This window comes from Aegicerativicinus sediminis, assembly GCF_015476115.1.
Taxonomy (GTDB): domain Bacteria; phylum Bacteroidota; class Bacteroidia; order Flavobacteriales; family Flavobacteriaceae; genus Aegicerativicinus; species Aegicerativicinus sediminis.
Map to the genome: position 1 here is coordinate 1 of NZ_CP064295.1, position 22862 is coordinate 22862.

At 35.1% G+C, this 22862-nt stretch carries 20 protein-coding genes; 15 read left to right on the forward strand and 5 right to left on the reverse strand.

What is annotated here, in order from left to right:
• Positions 1–100 precede the first annotated feature (100 nt).
• Genes dnaA through ISU00_RS00015 form a run of 3 tightly spaced genes read left to right on the forward strand, consistent with a single transcriptional unit; the run spans position 101 to position 2733 of the window.
• Complete coding sequence (gene dnaA, locus ISU00_RS00005) at positions 101–1528, forward strand: chromosomal replication initiator protein DnaA (RefSeq protein WP_228851994.1); 1428 nt, start codon at positions 101–103, stop codon at positions 1526–1528.
• A gap of 10 nt (positions 1529–1538) precedes the next feature.
• Complete coding sequence (locus tag ISU00_RS00010) at positions 1539–1997, forward strand: low molecular weight protein-tyrosine-phosphatase (protein WP_228851995.1); 459 nt, start codon at positions 1539–1541, stop codon at positions 1995–1997.
• 13 nt (positions 1998–2010) lie between these two features.
• Positions 2011–2733 carry an SAM-dependent methyltransferase gene (locus ISU00_RS00015; RefSeq protein ID WP_394368541.1) on the forward strand — a complete coding sequence of 241 codons (723 nt, stop codon included), beginning with the start codon at positions 2011–2013 and terminating at the stop codon, positions 2731–2733.
• Between the two features lie 11 nt (positions 2734–2744).
• Here the strand turns inward: ISU00_RS00015 and ISU00_RS00020 are convergent, their stop codons facing one another.
• The 5 genes from ISU00_RS00020 to dapF all read right to left on the reverse strand — a co-directional run bounded on the left by ISU00_RS00020 (position 2745) and on the right by dapF (position 6804).
• On the reverse strand, positions 2745–3443 hold the full coding sequence (locus ISU00_RS00020; RefSeq protein ID WP_228851997.1) for a peptidoglycan-binding protein LysM: 699 nt from the start codon (positions 3441–3443) through the stop codon (positions 2745–2747).
• A gap of 109 nt (positions 3444–3552) precedes the next feature.
• Positions 3553–4467, reverse strand: a complete 915-nt coding sequence (locus ISU00_RS00025; protein ID WP_228851998.1) for a DUF2279 domain-containing protein — start codon at positions 4465–4467, stop codon at positions 3553–3555.
• Positions 4464–5507 (reverse strand): endolytic transglycosylase MltG, encoded by a 1044-nt coding sequence (gene mltG / locus ISU00_RS00030; protein WP_228851999.1) that lies wholly within the window; start codon positions 5505–5507, stop codon positions 4464–4466. Before mltG ends, ISU00_RS00025 begins: the two co-directional genes overlap by 4 nt.
• A gap of 2 nt (positions 5508–5509) precedes the next feature.
• Positions 5510–6031 carry a GNAT family N-acetyltransferase gene (locus tag ISU00_RS00035; RefSeq protein WP_228852000.1) on the reverse strand — a complete coding sequence of 174 codons (522 nt, stop codon included), beginning with the start codon at positions 6029–6031 and terminating at the stop codon, positions 5510–5512.
• Positions 6031–6804: a diaminopimelate epimerase gene (dapF, locus tag ISU00_RS00040; RefSeq protein WP_228852001.1), complete on the reverse strand. Its 774-nt coding sequence runs from the start codon at positions 6802–6804 to the stop codon at positions 6031–6033. The genes ISU00_RS00035 and dapF overlap by 1 nt, the downstream gene beginning before the upstream one ends.
• Positions 6805–6939: 135 nt before the next feature.
• Between dapF and ISU00_RS00045 the strand changes: the two genes are divergently transcribed.
• From ISU00_RS00045 to ISU00_RS00100, 12 genes are all read left to right on the forward strand, one after another.
• Positions 6940–8346, forward strand: coding sequence for a trypsin-like peptidase domain-containing protein (locus tag ISU00_RS00045; RefSeq protein WP_228852002.1), 1407 nt, complete (start codon positions 6940–6942; stop codon positions 8344–8346).
• A 148-nt stretch (positions 8347–8494) separates the two neighbouring features.
• Positions 8495–9943, forward strand: a complete 1449-nt coding sequence (locus ISU00_RS00050; protein ID WP_228852003.1) for a glyceraldehyde-3-phosphate dehydrogenase — start codon at positions 8495–8497, stop codon at positions 9941–9943.
• A 142-nt stretch (positions 9944–10085) separates the two neighbouring features.
• The gene (locus ISU00_RS00055; protein ID WP_228852004.1) at positions 10086–10700 is read left to right on the forward strand and encodes a tRNA (guanine-N1)-methyltransferase; all 615 of its coding nucleotides are present in this window, start codon (positions 10086–10088) and stop codon (positions 10698–10700) included.
• A 141-nt stretch (positions 10701–10841) separates the two neighbouring features.
• A complete protein-coding gene (trmD, locus tag ISU00_RS00060) occupies positions 10842–11519 on the forward strand; it encodes a tRNA (guanosine(37)-N1)-methyltransferase TrmD (protein ID WP_228852005.1) in 678 nt (225 codons plus the stop codon).
• A gap of 124 nt (positions 11520–11643) precedes the next feature.
• On the forward strand, positions 11644–11994 hold the full coding sequence (gene rplS, locus ISU00_RS00065; protein ID WP_228852006.1) for a 50S ribosomal protein L19: 351 nt from the start codon (positions 11644–11646) through the stop codon (positions 11992–11994).
• A gap of 778 nt (positions 11995–12772) precedes the next feature.
• A complete protein-coding gene (locus tag ISU00_RS00070; protein ID WP_228852007.1) occupies positions 12773–14998 on the forward strand; it encodes an NADP-dependent isocitrate dehydrogenase in 2226 nt (741 codons plus the stop codon).
• Between the two features lie 69 nt (positions 14999–15067).
• A complete protein-coding gene (locus ISU00_RS00075) occupies positions 15068–17464 on the forward strand; it encodes a TonB-dependent receptor (protein ID WP_394368524.1) in 2397 nt (798 codons plus the stop codon).
• Positions 17464–18348, forward strand: a complete 885-nt coding sequence (locus tag ISU00_RS00080; RefSeq protein ID WP_228852009.1) for a DUF4249 domain-containing protein — start codon at positions 17464–17466, stop codon at positions 18346–18348. The genes ISU00_RS00075 and ISU00_RS00080 overlap by 1 nt, the downstream gene beginning before the upstream one ends.
• Positions 18349–18409: 61 nt before the next feature.
• Complete coding sequence (murQ, locus tag ISU00_RS00085; RefSeq protein WP_228852010.1) at positions 18410–19231, forward strand: N-acetylmuramic acid 6-phosphate etherase; 822 nt, start codon at positions 18410–18412, stop codon at positions 19229–19231.
• Positions 19218–19439 (forward strand): DUF6095 family protein, encoded by a 222-nt coding sequence (locus ISU00_RS00090; protein ID WP_228852011.1) that lies wholly within the window; start codon positions 19218–19220, stop codon positions 19437–19439. Before murQ ends, ISU00_RS00090 begins: the two co-directional genes overlap by 14 nt.
• A 356-nt stretch (positions 19440–19795) precedes the next feature.
• Positions 19796–21472, forward strand: a complete 1677-nt coding sequence (locus ISU00_RS00095; protein ID WP_228852012.1) for a hypothetical protein — start codon at positions 19796–19798, stop codon at positions 21470–21472.
• 98 nt (positions 21473–21570) lie between these two features.
• Positions 21571–22545, forward strand: coding sequence for a hypothetical protein (locus tag ISU00_RS00100; protein ID WP_228852013.1), 975 nt, complete (start codon positions 21571–21573; stop codon positions 22543–22545).
• Positions 22546–22862 lie beyond the last annotated feature (317 nt).

A 22862-nucleotide genomic window follows, 5' to 3' on the forward strand; every position in this document is an offset into this window, starting at 1 on the left:
TCACATATTTGTCAGGTCAAAAATTCACAAGGGAACCTCTAATTTCTCTTTTTTTTTGCTAAATCTAACTAACAACAACTTATAAAATATTTGTATTAGAATGAATGTAACTGCGGAATCGGTTTGGAAAAACTGTCTATCATTTATAAAGGACAACATCCAACCGCAAGCCTTCAAAACTTGGTTCGAACCGATCAAAGCAGTGAAGCTTTCCAACAACGCTCTAAGTATCCAAGTTCCCAGTAAATTTTTCTATGAATGGCTAGAGGAACATTATGTTAAAATACTTAAAGTGGCTCTGACCAAAGAATTAGGGGAAACTGCCAAATTGGTGTATGTCATTAAAATGGAAAACACCTATGGCAATAAACAACCTTTTACCGAGAAGATACCTAGCTCCAACAGAGGTGCGGTAAAATCTCAAGATGTTGATATACCCCTTAATAACAAAAGTCCAGAACTAAAAAACCCTTTCATTATACCGGGTATTAGAAATGTAAAGATTGAATCTCAGCTAAACCCGTCCTATAATTTCGATAATTTCTTGGAGGGTGATTCTAACAGGCTGGCTAGAAATGCAGGTTTGGCGGTAGCTAATAAACCTGGAGGAACTTCATTCAACCCTTTATTAGTATTCGGCGGTGTTGGTTTAGGCAAAACGCATTTAGCTCATGCCATTGGTATCGAAATAAAAGATAAATATCCTGAAAAAACGGTATTATATATTTCCGCGGAAAAATTCACACAACAGTATATAGATTCGGTAAAAAAGAACAATCGAAACGATTTTATTCATTTCTACCAAATCATTGATGTGTTGATTATTGATGATGTACAGTTTCTATCAGGAAAATCAGGAACCCAAGACGTTTTCTTCCATATCTTCAACCATTTACATCAAAATGGAAAACAAGTAATACTTACGAGTGATAAGGCACCTGTAGATATGCAAGATATAGAACAGCGTTTGTTATCGAGATTCAAATGGGGATTATCTGCTGAATTACAAACCCCTGATTTTGAGACCCGTGTTTCCATCCTTAAAAATAAATTATATAGAGATGGAGTGGAGATGCCAGAGGAAATAATTGAATATGTTGCCAAAAATATCAAAACAAATGTTCGGGAGCTTGAAGGCGCAATTATTTCTTTGATAGCTCAGTCGTCTTTCAATAAAAAGGAAATTACCTTAAATCTTGCCAAGGACATTGTTGAGAAATTTGTAAAAAACACCAAGAGAGAGGTTTCTATAGACTATATACAAAAAGTAGTTTCAGACTATTTCCAAATGGATGTGAGCACCCTACAGTCTAAAACTAGGAAAAGGCATATTGTACAGGCGAGGCAATTAGCAATGTTCTTTGCGAAAAAATTTACCAAGGCATCATTGGCTAGCATAGGTTCACAAATAGGTAAAAGGGATCATGCAACAGTTCTCCATGCATGTAAAACAGTTGACAATTTATCTTCAACTGATAAGCAGTTTAGAAAATATGTTGAAGATCTATCTAAAAAATTGTCTCTTTAATTAAATTCCTATGAAAAAGATTTTGATGGTGTGCCTGGGAAATATTTGTCGGTCACCATTGGCGCATGGTATTTTAGAATCCAAACTACCATCTAATGACTTTTTTGTAGACTCTGCCGGAACCGCCAATTACCATGTTGGAGATTTACCAGATCAGCGTTCCATTGAAGTAGCCCGTAATAATGGTTTAGATATAACTGATCAAAGAGGAAGACAATTTAAGGTAAGAGATTTTGATGATTTTGATCATATCTATGTAATGGATCAATCAAATTATGCAGATGTAATTTATTTGGCCAGAAATGAAGATGACCGAAATAAGGTCAAGTTAATATTAGAAGAATTATATCCAAATTCTGGCACTGAAGTTGCGGACCCGTATTATGGAGGCCGCAAGGGCTTTGATATTGTTTTCCAACAATTAGATGAAGTTTGTGAGATTATTGCGGATAACTTAATTAGAAGTTAATATTTACAACTAAATAAAGGGTTTGAAAGAGCTTGGCAAACTTTACTTAATTCCGACACGATTGGGAGATAATCCCCCATTAGAAGTTTTGCCCATATCCATTAAAAAGATCATTGAGCTTGTTGATGATTATATAGTTGAAAACGAAAAATCTGCACGAAGGTTCATTAAAAAAATATGCCCAAGGAAACCTCAGCCTAAATTAAATCTTTATCCACTCAATAAATACTCTAAGCAGGAAGAGATCATTAGCTATCTAAATCCTTGCTTAGAAGGTAAGAATATGGGGCTACTTTCGGAAGCAGGTTGCCCAGGAATTGCTGATCCAGGTGCAGACATCGTAAAATTAGCACATGAGCAAGGTATTCGTGTTGTTCCATTGGTAGGACCCTCTTCAATAATTCTAGCACTTATGGCGTCTGGAATGAATGGCCAAAATTTTGCATTTAATGGTTATTTACCAATTGATCTCAAAGAGAAAAGGCAAGCTCTCAAAGCTTTAGAGAAAAAATCAGCTGAAGAAGGTCAGTCTCAAATTTTTATTGAAACTCCATACCGCAATAATAAAATTCTTGAGGATCTAATATCCATTTTGCATCCGGATACAAGAATTTGTGTAGCTTCCGATTTAACGTTACCTACTGAATTTATAAATACCCAGTCAGCGGGCAATTGGAAAAAAATAAAGATTGATTTGCACAAACGCCCATCAATCTTTATTATTCAAAAGGATTAAAAATATTCCACTTATAGCATTGCTTTAGCGTATCTATCCGGAATAATTGAAGACGTATCATAGCCTGAAAATTTCTTCAAATAAGTCCGAACAGTTGTTCCGAATGCATCCGAAAAATCATCCCTGCCATAGGAGCGAAGAAACTTCTTCACACTTCCCGGTCCAGCCAAATGGGCAGCGGCTAAAATGCCAGATTCGGTTACAGTAACCCCTTTAATTTTTTTGCCTACAAAACGATTAATATCTTTTCTTAATATCCATTTGTTTCGTGCGGCATTAGCCAAAAAGGCTTTTTCTTGTAATTCAGGGTTATTTAGGAATAAATCAATATTGTCTATACCAATTAATTTTAGTGTCCCACGACCAAATTGGTACTTCCCTAAATAACCAAATGTATTAACGGCAAAATAATTTCCTCGTGATTCCTTAAATGCAACAGCTTCTTTAAAGCCTACATAACAATTGCCCAAAAATGGACTAAAGTTAAAGTCTAAAGAGTCTATTTGATTGTCAAAAAGAGGTTGGACGGTATGGACAAACGCCAAATCGTCTTCCACTTTGTCGTCAGAATCACTCTGAATTGAAGGAATTGGAGTGTTCCGTATCGGTAATTTCGGCATTTCAACCGGTCGATTCATCGATAGTGCGATTATTACAAAAGCACTGATAGCTAGAGGGATAGCAACATAATTAGTCAGATTCTTGATCATAATAGTTATGTTTGTAAGCCCTAAAACTCCCTAGATTTCGAGGCTTAATTTTTAGGGGTGCAAAGGTAAAACAATTCCTAAAAACTTCAAAACAAATCGATTAAAGGCTTTAAAAGTAGATAGGATGAACCAAAACCTCTTTTTTATCGTTAAACTCCACTGTCGTAAATGGCAATTTTATTAGGTTTAATACGTCAAAAACGGTTCGCAGAAAATGTGACTTTGTAGGAATTTTCGACAAATCTAAATCTAAACTAAGATAATATTGCCTATAGCGATCCTGTGGGTACAGGCCAGATTCTTCTGAATTGTAAGAGCCTGTCAGCATACCATGTCCACCATATCCGATAGCAAAATTAAGCCACTTCGGAAAATTGTCCCATTTTGTAAATGACTGTATATTGAAACTTAACCAATAAGTCTGACCGTTATAATCCTTTAGAAATTCTTCTTGCAAACCATCTCCTAAAGTTCCAGGCCGTTGTCTTGCAAAATCAGTTGAATGGTAGGAATACTTCAACAGAATCCGCTGTTCATTCCATAAAAACTCCTGACCCAAAAATAAGCCCGTTCCTAATGCATTGGCGGCCATATCAGACCAAGAATAACCCCACTCCTTAGAATAACCATCAAGAACTTCTATGGTTGACACATAAGAAAAGCCAATAAAAGCACCATATAAAGATGCTTTTGATTTATCAATACCACTCCATGAAAATAGATTAGAACTTAATCTAGAAAGTTGGTAAGTAGAGTATACATGCCCGGCTTTGTCCACTTGCAACCATTGTCCAAAATCATTAGTTGTATGAAACTTAGATTTATCGTAGTCCTTATACCAAAATGTATTTAAAGCAAACAAAGATCCTGTATAAAATAAACCTTGACCCAACATCACAGTTGTTAGTCGTTTTTGGTTTAAACTATCGCTAGGCTTTAAAAAGCTGGTAGAATCTTCTTGGGCATGCGTATAAAAAGAGTAGAGTGTAAAAAGAAAAACAACAATCAATCCTTTAAACCTCACTTCTTAATACCTTGACTGTTTAAATAGGCATGATAGGCTCTGGCATTGGCATTATGCTGTGCAAGTGTAGTAGCAAACTTATGGTAACCAAGTCTTTCTGGATCCGCTGAAAAATATAGATAATTATGCTTTTGATAATTCAATACTGCCTTAATTGCTGATAAATCTGGCATTGCAATTGGCCCAGGTGGCAATCCAGGATACATGTAAGTATTATAGGGAGAATTAATTTCTTTATGAACGTTCAAGACCCTTTTAATAACAGTATTCTTATATTCAGGAAGTTGATAAGCTGCAAATTTTAAGGTAGGGTCAGCTTGTAAAGCTATCCCCCTTTTTAGTCTATTGATATAGACACCTGCAACTATTGGTTGCTCATCTGCTTTTTTTGATTCTTCATAAACTATAGATGCCAAAGTCATTACTTCAACAGGACTCAATCCAATTTCCTCCGCCATCGCCATGCGGTCATCTGTCCAAAATTTATCATATTCCTTTTTCATTCTATCCCGAAACCCATCGGCATCGGTATTCCAGAAAAATTCATATGAATTAGGCAAATACATTGCAATTGCGGTTTGTGATTCAAAACCATTAGATTCCAAAAATTCAGAATTAAGAATTGAGGAAATTAAACTGAGGCTATCAGCTTCAATCTGTTGCCCAATTCTTCCAGCTAATTCTCCAATCGTATTTTGATTATTAAATGAAACCGTTATAGGGATATTTTTACTTCTTATGGAATTAATAATTTCATTGTTATTCATTCCTTTAACAATCCTGTATTTCCCGGCTTTAATATTGGCAGTATACTGTTTACGTTGCGCCAAGGCATCAAAAGTTTCAATGTCACCAAGCAATGGTTCCAATTGCCCCCTTACATCTTGGTAATCCGCATCAGTCTGTATAAAAATAAAGGCCTCTTCATTATTGAAGGCGGTATTTGGGCTCAACATTGCCGAATATACGTAATAGGCTAAATAAGCAGCTACGGCCAACCCGACTAGGGCAATTACCCATAAAATTTTTTTAATGTACATTTTTAACGGATCAATTGATATAAAAATTCATTTTGAAATTCCCCATCATTATAATTCCAATCCTTTTTTAGCCCAACCTTTTCAAATCCTAAACTTTCAAAAAGCTTAATACTAGACAAATTATCCTCTAATATATTGCAGTAAATCTGATGCAGACCCAAATACTTAAAACTATATTTCAACAATAGATCAAGTGCCTCCTTTCCAAACCCCTTGCTCCTATTCTTTTCATCCTTTATAATAATACCGACTCCAGCTCTTTTATTTTTGAAATCAAAATCAAATAAATCTATTAAGCCTAAAGGTTTACTTGTCTTGTCCTCGATAAGTAATCTTAGCTGTTTTACTTCAAAAATGTCTTTATGGGCATTCTTCAAATATTCCCGAATTGTAAATAAAGAAAACGGGGTAATACTATTACTTAAATGCCATAACGACTCATCGTTTTCAATCTGGTAAACAAAATCTAGATCTTCTGGTTCTAAAGGCCTTAAATTTATTTGGGTTCCTTTTAAAGTATTCATCACAATTCGCCTTTAAAAACCTGCTTGGCGGGACCAATTAACCAAACATTTGTATATTTCTCACCATGATTATTAAATCGAATCATGAGATTACCCCCTGGAGTTTGGATATAAACTTCATTTCCATCAAACATTTTTAGGTAATTCATAGCAATTCCCACGGCAGTTACACCTGTCCCACAAGACAAAGTTTCATCCTCTACCCCTCTTTCATAGGTACGAACTGCAAAAGTGTCATCTGAAATCTTTTTTACAAAATTGACGTTTGTCCCCTTTTCCTTAAACCGTTCTGAGTATCTAATTTTCCTTGCTTCATTAAGAATATCCATTTCATCCAAATTTTTGTGTTGTACCACAACATGGGGTGACCCAGTGTTTAAAAATGAATGATCTGAGGAGTTATCAATCTCCTCAACATCAAGCATCTGAAGCTCCACAATCCCTTTATTAATGCGCGCTCTGTGCGGACCATCGACTGCCTCAAAAACAGTTTCAGATTCGATAATCCCTAAAAATTTTGCAAAGGCAACCAAGCATCTTCCTCCATTACCACACATGGTACTTTCATTACCGTCTGAATTGTAATAAACCATTTTAAAATCATAATCTGGATGGTTTTCTAACAAAATTAGACCATCGGCCCCGACCCCAAAACGTCTATCGCAAATTGATTTGATACGATTGGTATCATTTTTGTCAAAATGAAGCGAACGGTTATCTATAATGACAAAGTCATTGCCAGTACCTTGATATTTGTAAAATGTTGTTGCCATAAGTGGGCACAAATATAAACATTAAAGGTTTTTTAAAGTGCTGTTAAAATGTAGTTAAACAGCATCTAGGCAAAATAATCGTTTCAATAAAACAGTAATTTTAATCGTTATTCCATAAAATAAACCAAATAAAAAATGAAAAAGGTTCTTACTCTGGTATTGGTTTCGATATTAGGCGGAATAATGGCTTTGACCGCCGATCATTACCTACATGACAATTCCGATGATTTAAATCAGGAATCAGATTCTTTACCGTCTTTTACAATTCCAACTTCGTTTGGTACGACAAATACATTTTTGACTGCTGAAGCTCCCGATTTTGTAACAGCAGCTGAGAAATCTGTGCATGCGGTAGTCCATGTTAAAAATACTGCCATCCGTTCTTCCCCAAGCTCTTTAGAGGATTTAATCTTTGGTGGTGGTGCTCCAAGAGCACAGATCGGTACCGGTAGTGGTGTTATAATTTCACCAGATGGATACATTATAACAAATAACCATGTAATAGCGGGTTCACAACAAATTTCCATAACTACTAATGATAATAAAATCTATGAAGCTGAACTAATAGGTACTGACCCAAAAACAGACATTGCTGTTTTGAAGATAAACGCCAATGACGATTTACCATATATTATTATTGGCGATTCAGACCAAGCAAAAATTGGTGAATGGGTTTTAGCCGTTGGAAACCCTTTTAATCTAAATTCCACTGTTACAGCGGGAATCATAAGTGCTAAGTCTAGAGATTTAACAGGCAATAATTCCCAATCCTTTATACAAACGGACGCAGCGGTTAATCCAGGAAATTCTGGAGGTGCTCTGGTAAATACCAAGGGTGAATTGATAGGCATTAATACTGCCATCAGCTCACAAACCGGTTCTTATATAGGTTATTCCTTTGCCGTACCTAGCAATATAGCTCGAAAGGTATTGGAAGATATCATGGAATATGGAACAGTACAAAATGGAATGTTAGGAGTTGCAGGAACTAGTTTAAACAGCAAATATGCTGAACAATTAAAGGTTGCAACTTCCGAAGGGTTTTATGTAGGGTCCGTAGAAAGTGGTTCTGGCGCCTATCGAGCAGGAATCCAAGAAGGAGATGTCATTACAAAATTGGATAATATCTCAATCAACAAATTTTCTGATCTGAAAGGATATTTAGATACCAAACGACCAAAAGATGTTGTGTCTGTAACTATCTTAAGAGATGGTAACTTCAAAGTAATTCCTGTTACACTCGAAAAGATTAACTCTATACAATTGCCAATTATTGGTACAGTTAAAGATGCCAATAAGGAGGAATTAAGAAAATACGGAGTAGATTATGGCGTGAAGATTTCTGCTTTGAGCCCAAAGTACGCAGATTCCTGGAGAAAAAATGGCGTTACAGAAGGCAGCATTGTTACGGCGATAAATGATCGCAGGGTTAATAGTGTTGAGGACGCAAAACAAATCTTGGAATCTAAGTCTAGTAATGATCCTTTAAAGTTTGAAGTGATTAACAACCGTGGTGAAAAGGAAACATATTATTGGCGATAAAAACCAATAATTCACTACAAAATATAGCCTCTTAATTGATTAAATTAAGAGGTTTTTTTATTTCTAATTATGCTTTACGAAAACGTTTGAAATATATTACTTTTGCAAAAAATTTTTAAAAATCATTTAACCTTTAATTTCAACTTTTATGACTCTTAATGGTGTCTATGAAAAAGAATTGGCATTTCAAGCCGATCGTCGCCGTGCAACGGTAGAATTCATTAAAATCGTTAGCGATTTGTGGTACGAAAAATCTATTGAATTGGTTCTATTTAGAAATCAACTTATAGATAGAAATGTCAGCGAAATATTAAATCTACATGAATATGCTGGAGCATTTGTACAAAAGCCTATTTCAATTTTCGATTCAGTTGAAATTGCACAGGCTATCAAAAAACTAGATATTCCCCCAGCAAAACTCGATATTGGAAAATTGACGTATGAGTTTCATCTAGAAGATCAGAAATATTCCACAGCAACAGCTTTTGTTGCCAATAAATTAAAGGATGCCAAAAATTATGGAACCATCCAACCTAAGGATGTTGTGCTTTATGGTTTTGGAAGGATAGGTCGACTACTTGCTAGAGAACTACTGAGAAGAACCGGGAAAGGGTCTCAAATGCGCTTGAGAGCTGTAGTTGTTAGAGGAAATATTGACCAAACTAGCCTTGAAAAGAGAGCCTCCCTTCTAAGAAATGATTCTGTACATGGCGAATTTCCAGGGACTGTTACTACAAGTATAGAGTCGCAATCTTTAATAATAAATGGAACAACTGTAAAATTTATTTCAGCTAACAATCCCGAAGATATCGACTACAACTCTTACGGAATTCAAGATGCTCTTATAATAGACAACACTGGAGCATTTAGAGATGAGACTGCACTACAACGACACTTAAAGGCAACAGGAGTTAGTCAAGTTCTTTTAACTGCTCCAGGCAAAGGCATCCCGAATATTGTTCATGGAGTTAACCATAAATTGTATGATCCGACTACCAACAATATTGTATCTGCAGCTTCATGTACCACCAATGCCATTACACCTATTTTAAAGGCAATAGATGACACATACGCCGTAGTTTCAGGACATATTGAAACCATTCACGCTTATACCAATGACCAGAATTTGGTTGATAATTTTCATTCTAAATACCGAAGGGGTCGTGCAGCTGCATTAAATATGGTAATCACTGAAACAGGGGCTGGTAAGGCAGTTTCGAAGGCTCTTCCAAACTTGGAAGGAAAGTTGACTTCAAATGCAATAAGGGTTCCCGTTCCAAATGGTTCATTGGCTATTTTAAATCTTAATCTAGGCACCAACACTAGTATTGAAGGCATTAATGCCACCCTTAAAAAATATGCATTAGAGGGCGATTTGGTTGAACAGATTAAATATGAAATTAATGATGAATTAGTTTCAAGTGACATAGTTGGAAGTTCAGCACCTTCTATTTACGATAGCAAAGCAACAATTGTTAATACTGAAGGCAACAATGCCATATTGTATATATGGTACGATAATGAATATGGCTATAGTCAACAAGTTATAAGATTGGCAAAGTATGTTTCTAAAGTAAGAAGATATACTTATTATTAAATTTATAATTTTTGAACGTCTAAATCATTATACGGTTCGTATATACCCTAGCCTCGTAAATACGAGGCTATTTAATTAAACATCACTAGATAATTAGTATATTCACAAAATTAAAAACTCTAAAACTACAACAAGACTTAAAATGAGGCATTTAAAGCTTTTTTTACTGTGCAGTGTTAGCGCCCTTTTTATCAATTTCAATGCCCAGGCACAAAAAAGAGACACAGAAGATGAAGGCCTTTCATTAGATGGAAGCCCTATTGATGGACAATTTGAATACATCATTAAAAAATCTAATTCCTACAAGGATTACAAGGTTGTTAAAAAGAACATGTTAGAGACTTTAAAGTCTCATACCATGGATACCCTAAATGCAGTTAGAAAGGATTTAGTAGATACTCAGCAAAAGGTTGACGAACAGGCCACCGAAATTTCCAACTTAAAGACAGATCTTGCTAGCACCACTGATAATCTCAATAAGACTAAAGAAGAGAAAGACAGCATGGCTTTGTTTGGTATTCAAATGAGTAAAGGAGGATATAATGTATTAATGTGGAGTATCATCGGCATACTGTTTGCTCTATTGTTGCTTTTCATTTATAAATTTAAAAATAGTAATGCGGTAACTCGACAAGCAAAAATTGCCTTGGCAGAAACAGAGGAAGAGTTCGAGGAACACCGAAGAACAGCTTTGGAAAGAGAACAAAAAGTTCGCCGACAATTACAAGATGAGCTTAATAAGCAAAAAAAGATGTAATTAAAGAACTTATTTAAGATATAAACCTGTAAGCCAACTTACAGGTTTTTTTTATTTGTTAGGCGTAATTTTATTCACTTCAAAATTGAAATCAATTGGAAATAAAATTAGTTTAGGATATTTGCAAAAGAATAAGATAAGATGAGAATAGACATTATAACTGTTGTTCCAGAACTATTAAAAAGTCCATTTGAAGCTTCTATTTTAAAAAGAGCTATCGATGCTGGCCATGTTGAGGTTTATGTTCACAATTTGAGGGATTATGCAACTGACAATTATAAATCAGTGGATGATTACCAATATGGTGGAGGCGCCGGTATGGTTATGCTTATAGAACCAATAGACGCTTGCATTTCTAAACTAAAGTCGGAAAGATCCTATTCTGAAATTATTTACATGACTCCAGACGGGGAAACATTTGACCAGAAAATGGCAAATTCCCTATCCTTAAAAGAGAATATCATTATCCTTTGCGGCCACTACAAAGGGGTAGACCAAAGAGTGAGAGATAGCTTAATAACAAAGGAGATTTCCATAGGAGATTTTGTGTTGTCTGGAGGAGAATTAGGAGCAGCAGTTGTATGTGACGCAATTATTAGGCTAATTCCTGGAGTTTTGGGTAATGAAACTTCAGCACTTACAGATTCATTTCAGGACGGATTGCTAGCCCCTCCTATATATACAAGACCAAGGGAGTACAAAGGAATGCATGTCCCGGAATTATTATTTTCAGGAAATTTTCCTAAAATAGAAAAGTGGCGTGAGGATGAGGCCTATAAGAGAACCCAAAGGTTACGTCCTGATTTATTAGAAGAATAATTATTCTAATTAATTAAGCATTCTTGCCTTTTTACAATTAATGTGTATCTTTGCAGCCAAATTTAGATCAACCTCTGGCGAGGTCCGTGAATGTTGGTTTAATATTATCGATAATTAATTAACAATGAATTCATTAGTTAAATTCGTACAAGACGAGTTTGTAACAAAAAAAGATTTTCCAGAATTTAGTTCTGGTGATACCATCACGGTATATTACGAAATCAAGGAAGGTGAAAAATCGCGTACGCAGTTTTTCAAAGGTGTAGTTCTTCAGAGAAAAGGTGAAGGATCTACTGAAACCTTTACAATCCGTAAAATGTCTGGTACTGTTGGGGTGGAAAGAATTTTTCCGGTTAATATGCCAGCCCTTCAGAAAATCGAGGTGAATAAAAGAGGTAAAGTTCGTAGATCTAGAATTTACTATTTCAGAAACCTTACCGGTAAAAAAGCCCGTATCAAAGAAGTTAGAGGTTAATCGAACCTTAACAAAACTGAAGCCCCGCATTGAGCGGGGCTTTTTTTATTAACAATTGTTAATAAGTACGGTTCAAAATGAGTGAATATCTATTTTGCCAAAAAATTTGTTTTTCTGAAATCTTAATATACTTTAGTCAAACAATTAACAGCAACCCTGTGTTGTAATCAAAGTAAAATTTGATTTTAATGTTAATTGGAATAAAGTAACGTTCTTTATCACAATTGTTTTTCGAGGTTTAAAAAGTGTATTGTGTAGGCATTGCAACTGTTAAGCCATGATATCTTGAAAAGTACTAGTTGCGCAAGCAGCCAAAAACTAGCAAGGTTGAAAGTTTTCAAAGGTGGCATAAGCGAAAGCGACTGCTAAGGTAGAGAACAATGTTGCGGACGTGTGATTACGTGAAAATGTAATGATAAAAAAGCAACATCAAGAAAAACAATCTCTGGAATATAGTGTAATATGTCAATACATTTTGAAAATTACAATGTGTTCCATTGAATTAATGAAACTTGAACTGAAAAGGACGATGTTGAACGCGAGTTTGGGTCGGTCGAGACGCTTCGTAAGAAGGTCTAGGTCACGGAGTAATTAATTCGAAGAAAGCCATGTCAGAGTAGTTTTACTACAGTGATATGGCTTTTGTTTTTTCACAGTATATCTCACTCTCTTTTATATCAAATCCATTATCACATATAAGCCTGAAAACTTTATGTTTTTTGTATATTTGCACAGCTTTTTCAAAGCTCTTAATCACTAATATTTTTAGAATTTATTCATGGCAAACAGATCTACCATTTTCTATACAAAAACTGATGAGGCTCCTCTCTTAGCAACGCATTCATTTTTACCAATTGTAAAAGCTTTTACCAAATCATCAGGTATTCAAATTGAAACCAAAGATATTTCCTTGGCAGGGAGAATTTTAGCCAATTTTCCAGATTTTTTGACAGATGAACAAAAAGTACCAAATGCTTTGGATGAACTCGGATCATTGGCTACCAAGCCCGAAGCCAACATCATAAAATTGCCTAATATTAGTGCATCTGTACCCCAACTTAAAGAAGCTATTAAAGAATTACGCGCTAAAGGTTTTGCGGTTCCAACTTACCCAGATGAACCAAAAACTGACGAAGAAAAGGAAATTAAGGGTCGCTATGATAAAATAAAGGGTAGTGCCGTTAACCCAGTTCTTAGGGAAGGCAATTCCGACAGAAGAGCACCTAGGGCTGTGAAAAATTTCGCAAAGAAAAATCCTCATTCAATGGGTGAATGGTTGTCTTCTTCAAAAACTCATGTGGCTACAATGTCCAAGGGAGATTTTGCTCACAATGAAAAATCCATCACAATTGACGAACCAACTAGCATAAAAATAGTGTTTTCTAGCGAGGATGGCGCTGAAACTGTATTGAAGGATAAATTTTCACTTTTAAAAGGTGAAATTATCGATGCTACCGTTATGGAGAAGGATGAGCTCACCGCTTTCATTTCAAAAGAAATTGCTGATGCCAAGGATGAAAATGTGTTGCTTTCAATCCACTTGAAGGCTACTATGATGAAGGTTTCAGATCCTATTATATTTGGACATATTCTTAGAATCTATTTCAAGGATTTATTCAAAAAATATGCGGTTGAATTTAAGGAAATTGGAATAGAGGAAAATAACGGCCTTGCAAATCTATTGTCTCGAGTGCAAGAGTCAGACCTTTCAAATAAGGCAGAAATACTCAAAGATATAGCAGAAACCCTAGATAAGGGAGCTGATTTGGCAATGGTAAATTCTGATAAAGGAATCACAAATCTACATGTCCCTAGTGACGTTATCATCGACGCTTCTATGCCTGCAATGATCCGTAATGGTGGAAAAATGTGGAATAAGAACGGCAAAGCTATGGATACTAAAGCGGTTATCCCAGATAGTAGTTATGCCGGAATTTATGAAGCTACTATTGATTTCTGCAAGAAAAATGGTGCGTTCGATCCAACAACAATGGGAACAGTGCCAAACGTTGGATTGATGGCTCAAAAAGCGGAGGAATACGGGTCGCATGACAAAACGTTTGAAATTTCAGGAAATGGTGTTGTTCGAGTTGTAGATGGTGATGGAAAAATATTGATGGAGAACCACGTAAGGAATGGAGATATTTGGAGAATGTGTCAAACTAAAGACCTACCTATTAGAGATTGGGTTAAATTGGCTGTAACTAGAGCCAAAGCCACGGGAACACCGACGATTTTTTGGTTAGATAAAAATAGAGCGCATGATGCAGCCTTAATTGAAAAGGTTACTACCTATCTTAAGGATTATGACACAGAAGGTTTAGATATTAGAATATTATCACCTGTTGAGGCTACCCATGTAACGCTCGAACGGTTAAAAGATGGTAAGGATACAATTAGTGTTACCGGTAACGTACTCCGTGATTATCTTACAGACCTTTTTCCTATACTTGAAGTTGGTACAAGTGCAAAGATGCTGTCAATTGTTCCTCTAATGAATGGTGGTGGTCTTTTTGAAACTGGTGCAGGTGGATCGGCGCCTAAACATGTTGAACAATTTTTAGAGGAAAACCATTTGAGATGGGATTCCCTTGGAGAATTTTTGGCTTTTGCTGTTTCTTTAGAACATATGGCAAATGTAAACAGTAATCCAAAGGCTAAAGTTTTGGCTGATGCTTTGGATGCAGCTACAGAAAAATTGCTAGAAAATGGCAAATCTCCATCTAGGATAGCTGGAGAATTAGATAACAGGGGAAGTCATTTCTATCTGGCGTTGTATTGGGCTGAAGCTCTATCGATACAATTAGAAGATATGGAGCTAAAAGAACAATTTCTTCCTGTTTTTGAAAAATTAGGCAAAAATGAAGAAGTGATTGTTAATGAATTAAATTCAATTCAAGGTCACTCCATATCAATTGGTGGTTATTATTTTCCTGATGAAAAAATGACCAATGATGCCATGAGACCAAATAACGTGTTTAATGAAATCATAGGATCCATTTAAAATATTTTGGTTAAAAAAATAAAGCTTCCTATTCGGAAGCTTTTTTTATATTTAGGTGATAGCCCTACCATGAAATTATTCAATATCATTTTTCTTCTAACGCTTTTAACCTCAAATTTTAGTTTTGGTCAAAATTTCATGACTTTGAGTGGGCGGGTTAATGATGCAGATACAAATGAACTTCTTATTGGAGTTAATATAATCATCAACGATGGTGAGACAGGAACAACTACTAACGAATATGGTTTTTATTCCATCTCATTGAAAAAAGACATCTATAAAGTTGAAATAAGTTACTTAGGTTATAATACAGAATTAAAGGAAGTTGATCTTAATGCCGATAAAACATTAAATTTCCAATTATCTGAATCTACTGAGCAATTAGAGGAAATTCTTATCACAAGCAAGACAGAAAGATCGGATGTAAAATCCGCCCAAATGAGTGTCAACAATCTCTCAGTTAAAACGATAAAAAAAATACCTGTTGTCTTGGGCGAATCCGATATTGTAAAATCAATTCTATTATTACCAGGTATTACTAATGCAGGAGATGCTTCTTCTGGATTTAATGTTCGAGGTGGTGCTGTAGATCAAAACCTTATTCTTTTAGATGAAGCAACCATTTATAATTCTTCACATTTGTTTGGTTTGTTTTCTGTTTTTAATCCAGACGCCATTAAGGATATTAAACTTTATAAAGGTGGTATACCTGCCAGATATGGAGGTAGGGTTTCATCAGTTTTAGAGATTTTTCAAAAAGAGGGAAATAACAAAGAATTGAAAGTTAATGGAGGTGTCGGACTTGTGGCGAGTAGATTATTGGTGGAAGGACCAATTGTGAAGGAAAAATCATCATTTCTAATTGGTGGACGATCGTCTTATGCCCATCTCTTTTTACCTCTATTTGATATCGATAATTCTGCGTCATTCTACGATTTAAATGCTAAATTAAATTACCGCCTGAATGAAAACAACAACCTCTACCTTTCCGGATATTTTGGAAGAGATTTTTTCAGTATCAATGATAATTTCCAAAATGTTTATGGAAATGCAACTTTAAATCTTCGTTGGAATCATTTATACGGCGCCAAGTTATTTTCCAATCTTTCACTAATTTATTCGGATTTCTATTACGGTTTGGAGCTAGGTTTTGTTGGATTTAAATGGAATTCTGGTATTACCAACCTCAACTTTAAATACGATTTCAAACATTATTTAAAGGATAACCTTCAAGTTAATTATGGAATACATAACACCTATTATGTATTTAATCCCGGAAAGATTGAACCTAACTCTGCCGATTCTGGAATTTTAGAAGATCAATTAGTTAAAAACTATGCTAATGAAACGGCATTGTATATAGGAATAGATCAGGATCTAACCAATAATTTGAATATACAATATGGACTTAGGGTTTCTAATTTCATAAGGCTTGGTCAAGATGAAATATTCGTATATGAAAACAATGAACCAGTAATTTTCGATAGAAATACATTAACCTACCAAGAAGCCGACCCGATAGATACGATTTATCAAAGAAGATCTAAACCATTAAAGACCTATTTAAATTTTGAACCTAGGATCGCCGCTTCCTTAAGTCTTAATGATAATAATTCAATTAAAGCTAGTTATACAAGACTTGCACAATACCTGCATTTGCTAAGTAATACAAGTTCCCCTACCCCTCTTGACGTTTGGACCCCAAGTGGAACATTCATAAAACCTCAGCTTTTAGATCATATCGCTCTAGGATACTTTTTGAATTTTAAGAATGACTTGTATAGTTTTGAAATAGAAACCTATTACAAAAAACTAAAAAATCGAATTGACTACATCGATGGGGCAAATCTTATTGCCAATGAAGCTATTGAACGGGTTATTTTAAATGGTAGAGGACGTTCTTACGGCTTAGAATTAATATTAAGAAAAAATAAGGGAGATTTCCAAGGATGGATTTCCTACACACTTTCAAAATCTGAACAACAAACTCCCGGAAGGACCCGAATCTTAGAAGATGGCACGATTTATAACGAAACCGGGATCAATTTGGGTAATTGGTACAATACACCTTATGATAAACCACATGATATTTCCATTTTTGGCAGCTATGACTTAAATGAAAAATGGAGTTTTAGTGGAAACTTTGTCTATCAAACTGGAAGACCCACTAATTACCCTGTAGGTCAACTAGATTTTCAACGTGTTACTGCACCTGTCTATGGCCTACGAAACCAACAACGCCTGCCATCATATCATCGTATAGATGTGTCAGCGACCTTAACTCCCAGAAAAAACAAATATAGGTCATGGCAAGGACAGTGGGTGTTTTCAATTTATAATATCTATAATCGACAGAACGCCATTTCAATTAATTTCAGACAAAATGAAGACACTGGGGTTAATGAGGCCATAAGAACATCAATCTTCGGAATAGTGCCAGCAATAACTTATAATTTTAAATTCTGATGGGAAGATTAAGTAGCTTTCTTGTTTTTCTATTCATCTTTTCTTGTGAAGAGGTAATCGATCTTGATCTTGTGCAGCAGCAACCAAGATTAATAATAGATGCCATAATTAGAGTTGATAGGAGCCAAGAATTTGTTCCTATTGAAGTAAAAGTTAGCCTTACCACGAGTTATTTTAACGAAAATGAACCTGCATCTTTGGATACCGCATATATATATTATGGTAAAGAGGAAAATGGAGATATAATAAATTCCAAATACAGCTATCTGGCAGAACAAGAACCTGGCACCGGGGTGTATATCCCAGATCCTGATTCACCAACCGACCAGCGCATAAATTCAGTGGATATTACAGAGGACACAACATTTTATTTGGTTATTGAATTTGAAGGAAAAACGTATTTCAGTAAAACAAAATTTATACCTACCGTTCCTTTAGACAATGTAGAACAAGGTTCTCAAACACTTTTTGAGGACGAAATAGAGATAATTGTGACCTTCACTGATGATGCCAATAGAGAAGATTTCTACCTTTTCGATTACAGCAATGGAAATTATATCGTTTCAGAGGATAAATTTTATCAGGGTCAAGAATTTTCATTCTCATACTTTTATGAGGATCCGGTTGAAATCGGCGATGAATTAGAGATTAAAATTCTAGGAGCAGACCGGAGTTTTTACAATTATATGTTTTTGTTTCTACAACAAACTGAAGGAAGTTTTGGATTTTTTGAAACTCCGGCAGCTACAATTCGTGGCAACATTTATGAAGTTTCAGATATAGAAAACCCGGAAAACACTAATAACATACAAAACCCTGACGCTAATCCTTTGGGGTATTTTGCGGTAATTCAAGAATATAAAAAAACATTGAAAATTGAATAAAACCTTCTAAAGTAACGAGAAATTTACCTACAAATCCTAATTTTGAACAAAGACTAACATTTTGAATTTCCATAAAACAACCGAATCTGATTCTCATTATGACCATCTGGAAAAGATGAGCATACAAAAATTACTTTCCAATATAAATAGGGAAGATAAAACAGTTCCCTTTGCTGTGGAAGAAAGTTTGCCACAAATAGAAGCGTTGGTTGAGCAGATTGTGCTAAAGTTAAAGGCTGGTGGACGCTTGTTTTATATTGGTGCAGGTACAAGTGGACGTTTGGGAATTGTTGATGCTTCAGAATGCCCCCCCACCTTTGGTGTATCTCATGATTTGGTTGTAGGTATAATGGCAGGAGGAGATTCGGCAATTCGCAAGGCCGTTGAGTTTGCGGAAGATGATACTGAACAAGGATGGAAAGACTTATTAGATTTTCAAATTGACCCTCAGGATGTAGTTATTGGTATCGCGGCATCCGGAACAACACCGTATGTTATTGGTGCGTTGGAAAAATGTAATGCAAAAGGTATAATCACAGGATGTATTACCTGCAACCAAGGAAGTCCCTTAGCAAGAACAGCACAATTTCCTATTGAAGTGGTCGTTGGACCTGAATTTGTGACAGGAAGCTCTAGAATGAAAGCAGGTACGGCACAGAAACTTGTTCTAAACATGATTTCTACAACAGCAATGATTCAATTAGGAAGAGTTGAAGGAAATAAAATGGTAGATATGCAGCTTAGCAACCATAAATTGGTCGAAAGAGGCATACGAATGATATGTGAAGCTACAGGAACGGATAGCTTTATGGCAGCGAAACTTCTTGAAAATCATGGTAGTGTAAGAAATGCAATAAAAGCTTTTAACCATGGCAACAGATAAGCAACTGCTCTTAAAAGGTATCAAATATTTAGGATTTACAGCATTGCTAATGTTTATTGGCCCTACCCTTCTTTATATTGTCGCGGGAGATAGGAATACAAGCGTTTTTATTCCGCTAGTTATTATAGCCATTCTCATATGTGGATTTGCTATTTTTTTAGGATTTAAGGGAATCAGGACAGTAATGAAAAGTATTTTTTCAAAATAATTCATTTATAATGGAGAATACCCTTTAGCTCCCTTTTAATCTACCAATAAATAATAATTTACAATTTCAGGATATTTAATATAGGTTCATTTGTTTGATCAAAAGGACAATTATCTTCCATTTAGTCCCATCCATAATAAATTACCCTTCAACTACACAAATTTTCTGTTATTCAAATCAAAAAGAAGATTAGTAACGTAGTACCATCCAAATAACCAGATTGTTACATATGTTATCCAAATTGGAACATATGTATCATTAAAAATGGTGGTTTGAGGATAATTTTATCTCAATGGTCAAATTTATTCTATTGGACCATAAAGATTAGTTAATCCATCTAAGTAATTCTACATGTTATGAAAACCAAATATATAATAGGTATCTGCTGTTCCCTTTTTTTATGGACTAATACTGAGGCACAATTATTAAAAAAATTGAAAAAACGAGCTGAACAGGCGGCTGAGCGTACCATTTTAGATAAAACAGATGAAGCAGTTACAAAGACTACAGAAAACACTATAGATGGAGTAACCAATGGAAAAAACCAAGATGACTCCCCAAATCCTATAGGCAATTCTGTATCGAACAATTCAGCCTTGACAAAAAATACAGCAGAGAAAAAAGCTTTTTACACGGAAGATGTTATTATTAAAATGCATGAAAATGATAATCTGAACCAAATTCAGTATTTCGATGCTGACGAAGTTGCAGCTCGAATAGAAAGCAATAAATTACCACAACCTGGTTATAACGACAGTGAGGGATTTCTTTACACTTTCGAATCAGACGGTTATAAAAAATCTTCCCTTATTGCAGTACAGAGCCAAGGAATGATGGTTCCTACAATGATGTTAGAGGCTTATAAACTGCCCCCTGAACCATTTATGGCACAATTACAGAAACAAACAGACCAAGGCTTAACAGCGAATCCCTTCAATGGCATAGTTGAATTTGCTTTTATCTATAGGCCAGATGATTTTCGATATGAAGATTTTAAAGAATCTAAGCAATCTTTCAAAGGAAAGACCTATACCAGATTCGATTATTTAAATGAACCTGGATATGAGGGGAGTTATGTTTTATTTGATGAAAACAACCGCTTAGTTGAAATCTATACAAACAAGTCCGAGACTTCCCAAAATAATGCTTTAGAGATGAACATGATTGGGCCTGCTGGTAAAAGTCTTTTGGAATATAGTTATGAACCTGTGGAAGTTAATTTACCCGAAGCAGAAGAGGTAAAAGTCGCAGGTCAAGGAATGATGGAAATGATGATGGGATCTTTTAAGAAAAATGGAGATTCGAAAATTGATAATGATGATTACGATACCTCCGATTCAAAGGGTATGACCAAATCTTTTAAGAACTCAATTAATAATCATAAAGTTACGGCAGATATGCTTCCAAATTCTTATGAATTTGATTGGAAATATGAAACCGTCATGGTAATGGAATCTCGAAAGAAGGATGTTATCAACTTAACTTTTCTACTAAGAAAAGATGCAGATTACCAAGCCACCATTATGTCAGATTCCAAAAATAAAACCCAAGGGAACATAACAATGGTTATGGATGAGAATCTCAATACCATGGTAATGTTTATGGATGGTCAAGGAAATAAAATAGTTCAATTATTTCCAATCCCATTAGCAAATAATGCTCAAAACAATCCTAATTTTAAAATTACAGAATTACCATCAAAAACAATTTTAGGTTATCTCTGCAAGGGTATCCAGTTGGAAAACGATAAATATATCGCAAAACTATACCATGCCCCTGATACTCCTATTTCATTAGGAAACTTTTTGAGTTTTTCGGGTCAAAAGAAATTGAACTTACCAGATTTAGATCCACAAATGGTAAATCAATTTTCCAATGGCCTTGTAATGGAAATGCAATTTGAGGACAAGAAAAAGTCTAAAAATAATTTTAGCATCATCGCAAAATCTTTACAAAAATCTCCAAGCAAAATCAATAAAAATGAATATCAAGTAATGGATTTTTTTGCGGGAACGAACACAATGAAAAATTAAAAACAAGCGAAAATATATTTTTGAATACTTTAGGTAATTTTCAATAAATCATACAATTTATTATCTTGATAATCATAAACCAATTGAAAACCAACAGAATGAAAAAACTTAAAAACCTTATTTTACCATTCACAATCTTAATTGCTTTTATTTCCTGTAAAGACAATTCCAAAACCGAAGAAACCATGGATTCTGAGGTCACAGACGAAATGGTTGTAGAAGCACCTGTCTATTATGAAAACGGAAAATTAGAAGTAATAACAGAGGCAATGGAATTCTATACAGCGGACACTATAAATTCTGGCTGGAATACCATAGTATACCACAACGAATCGCCAGAAACCCATTTTATAATGTTGGATATGTATCCTTCAGATACTTTAACTATGGACAATGTAAAAAATGAATTATTACCTCCCTTTGATGAGGGCATGCGACTATTGATGGAGGAAAAACCTGATAGCGCTATGGCCGCATTCGGTAAAATACCTGCATGGTTCGCTGATATCCGATTCTTAGGCGGAACGGGGTTAATTTCTGCCGGTCAAACTGCAACCTCAACTATCAATTTGGAACCGGGAAAATATTTAATGGAATGTTATGTTAAAATGGCTAATGGGGAATGGCACACCTCCCATGGTATGGCAAAATTTATTCGAGTTTTAGACGAGCCAACCAACTTAAAGCCATCTGCCCCTGACTATAAAATTTCTATTTCAAGTACTGAGGGCATAAAATTGGAGGGAGAACCTACTTCTGGAAAGCGGGTTTTTGAGGTAAATTTTATAGATCAAAAACCATATGAACATTTTATGGGTCATGATGTGAATTTGGTGAAATATGAGGACGGAATAGATCTTTCAACTCTAATTCATTGGATGAATTGGATGTATCCTGATGGTTTAAGAACACCAACCCCGGGTGGTATTACCTTCTTAGGTGGCGTAAACAATTGTGAAGCCGGAATGAAGGGCTATTTTGAAGCCGAACTTGAACCTGGGAATTATTTATTAATCGCAGAAGTTCCTGATGCGGACAAAAAAGGAATGTTCAAAAAGTTTACGGTTAAGTAAAATCTACATACCAATATTTCTAATCACAGGAATCACTAATTTAAATTTTTGATTCCTGTTTTATTTTTCTTAAAAATATTAATAGGGTTTCTATTAATGCCTTAAATATTTACCTAACCTCCTTAAAAATAGACTTTTGGAACATTTGTTTCATTAATTGTAACATATCTACTATCCAATTTTAATCATTAAGTTTAGTTTTAAATAGCAATGTCTTAATCTCATCTAGAATAACATTTTGGTATTATAATATATCAGAATTTCTAGGTCTATCCCCTCCCCCACACTTACTGACATTTACCCAATTCTTATTCCCA

What these genes read in the sequence shown, in the direction of transcription:
- dnaA (WP_228851994.1), top strand. Translation starts at nt 101, where the DNA reads ATGAATGTAACTGCGGAATCGGTTTGGAAAAACTGTCTATCATTTATA.
- ISU00_RS00010 (WP_228851995.1), top strand. Translation starts at nt 1,539, where the DNA reads ATGAAAAAGATTTTGATGGTGTGCCTGGGAAATATTTGTCGGTCACCA.
- ISU00_RS00020 (WP_228851997.1), bottom strand. Translation starts at nt 3,443, where the DNA reads ATGATCAAGAATCTGACTAATTATGTTGCTATCCCTCTAGCTATCAGT.
- mltG (WP_228851999.1), bottom strand. Translation starts at nt 5,507, where the DNA reads ATGTACATTAAAAAAATTTTATGGGTAATTGCCCTAGTCGGGTTGGCC.
- ISU00_RS00035 (WP_228852000.1), bottom strand. Translation starts at nt 6,031, where the DNA reads ATGAATACTTTAAAAGGAACCCAAATAAATTTAAGGCCTTTAGAACCA.
- dapF (WP_228852001.1), bottom strand. Translation starts at nt 6,804, where the DNA reads ATGGCAACAACATTTTACAAATATCAAGGTACTGGCAATGACTTTGTC.
- ISU00_RS00045 (WP_228852002.1), top strand. Translation starts at nt 6,940, where the DNA reads ATGAAAAAGGTTCTTACTCTGGTATTGGTTTCGATATTAGGCGGAATA.
- ISU00_RS00050 (WP_228852003.1), top strand. Translation starts at nt 8,495, where the DNA reads ATGACTCTTAATGGTGTCTATGAAAAAGAATTGGCATTTCAAGCCGAT.
- ISU00_RS00055 (WP_228852004.1), top strand. Translation starts at nt 10,086, where the DNA reads ATGAGGCATTTAAAGCTTTTTTTACTGTGCAGTGTTAGCGCCCTTTTT.
- trmD (WP_228852005.1), top strand. Translation starts at nt 10,842, where the DNA reads ATGAGAATAGACATTATAACTGTTGTTCCAGAACTATTAAAAAGTCCA.
- rplS (WP_228852006.1), top strand. Translation starts at nt 11,644, where the DNA reads ATGAATTCATTAGTTAAATTCGTACAAGACGAGTTTGTAACAAAAAAA.
- ISU00_RS00070 (WP_228852007.1), top strand. Translation starts at nt 12,773, where the DNA reads ATGGCAAACAGATCTACCATTTTCTATACAAAAACTGATGAGGCTCCT.
- ISU00_RS00075 (WP_394368524.1), top strand. Translation starts at nt 15,068, where the DNA reads ATGAAATTATTCAATATCATTTTTCTTCTAACGCTTTTAACCTCAAAT.
- ISU00_RS00080 (WP_228852009.1), top strand. Translation starts at nt 17,464, where the DNA reads ATGGGAAGATTAAGTAGCTTTCTTGTTTTTCTATTCATCTTTTCTTGT.
- ISU00_RS00090 (WP_228852011.1), top strand. Translation starts at nt 19,218, where the DNA reads ATGGCAACAGATAAGCAACTGCTCTTAAAAGGTATCAAATATTTAGGA.
- ISU00_RS00095 (WP_228852012.1), top strand. Translation starts at nt 19,796, where the DNA reads ATGAAAACCAAATATATAATAGGTATCTGCTGTTCCCTTTTTTTATGG.
- ISU00_RS00100 (WP_228852013.1), top strand. Translation starts at nt 21,571, where the DNA reads ATGAAAAAACTTAAAAACCTTATTTTACCATTCACAATCTTAATTGCT.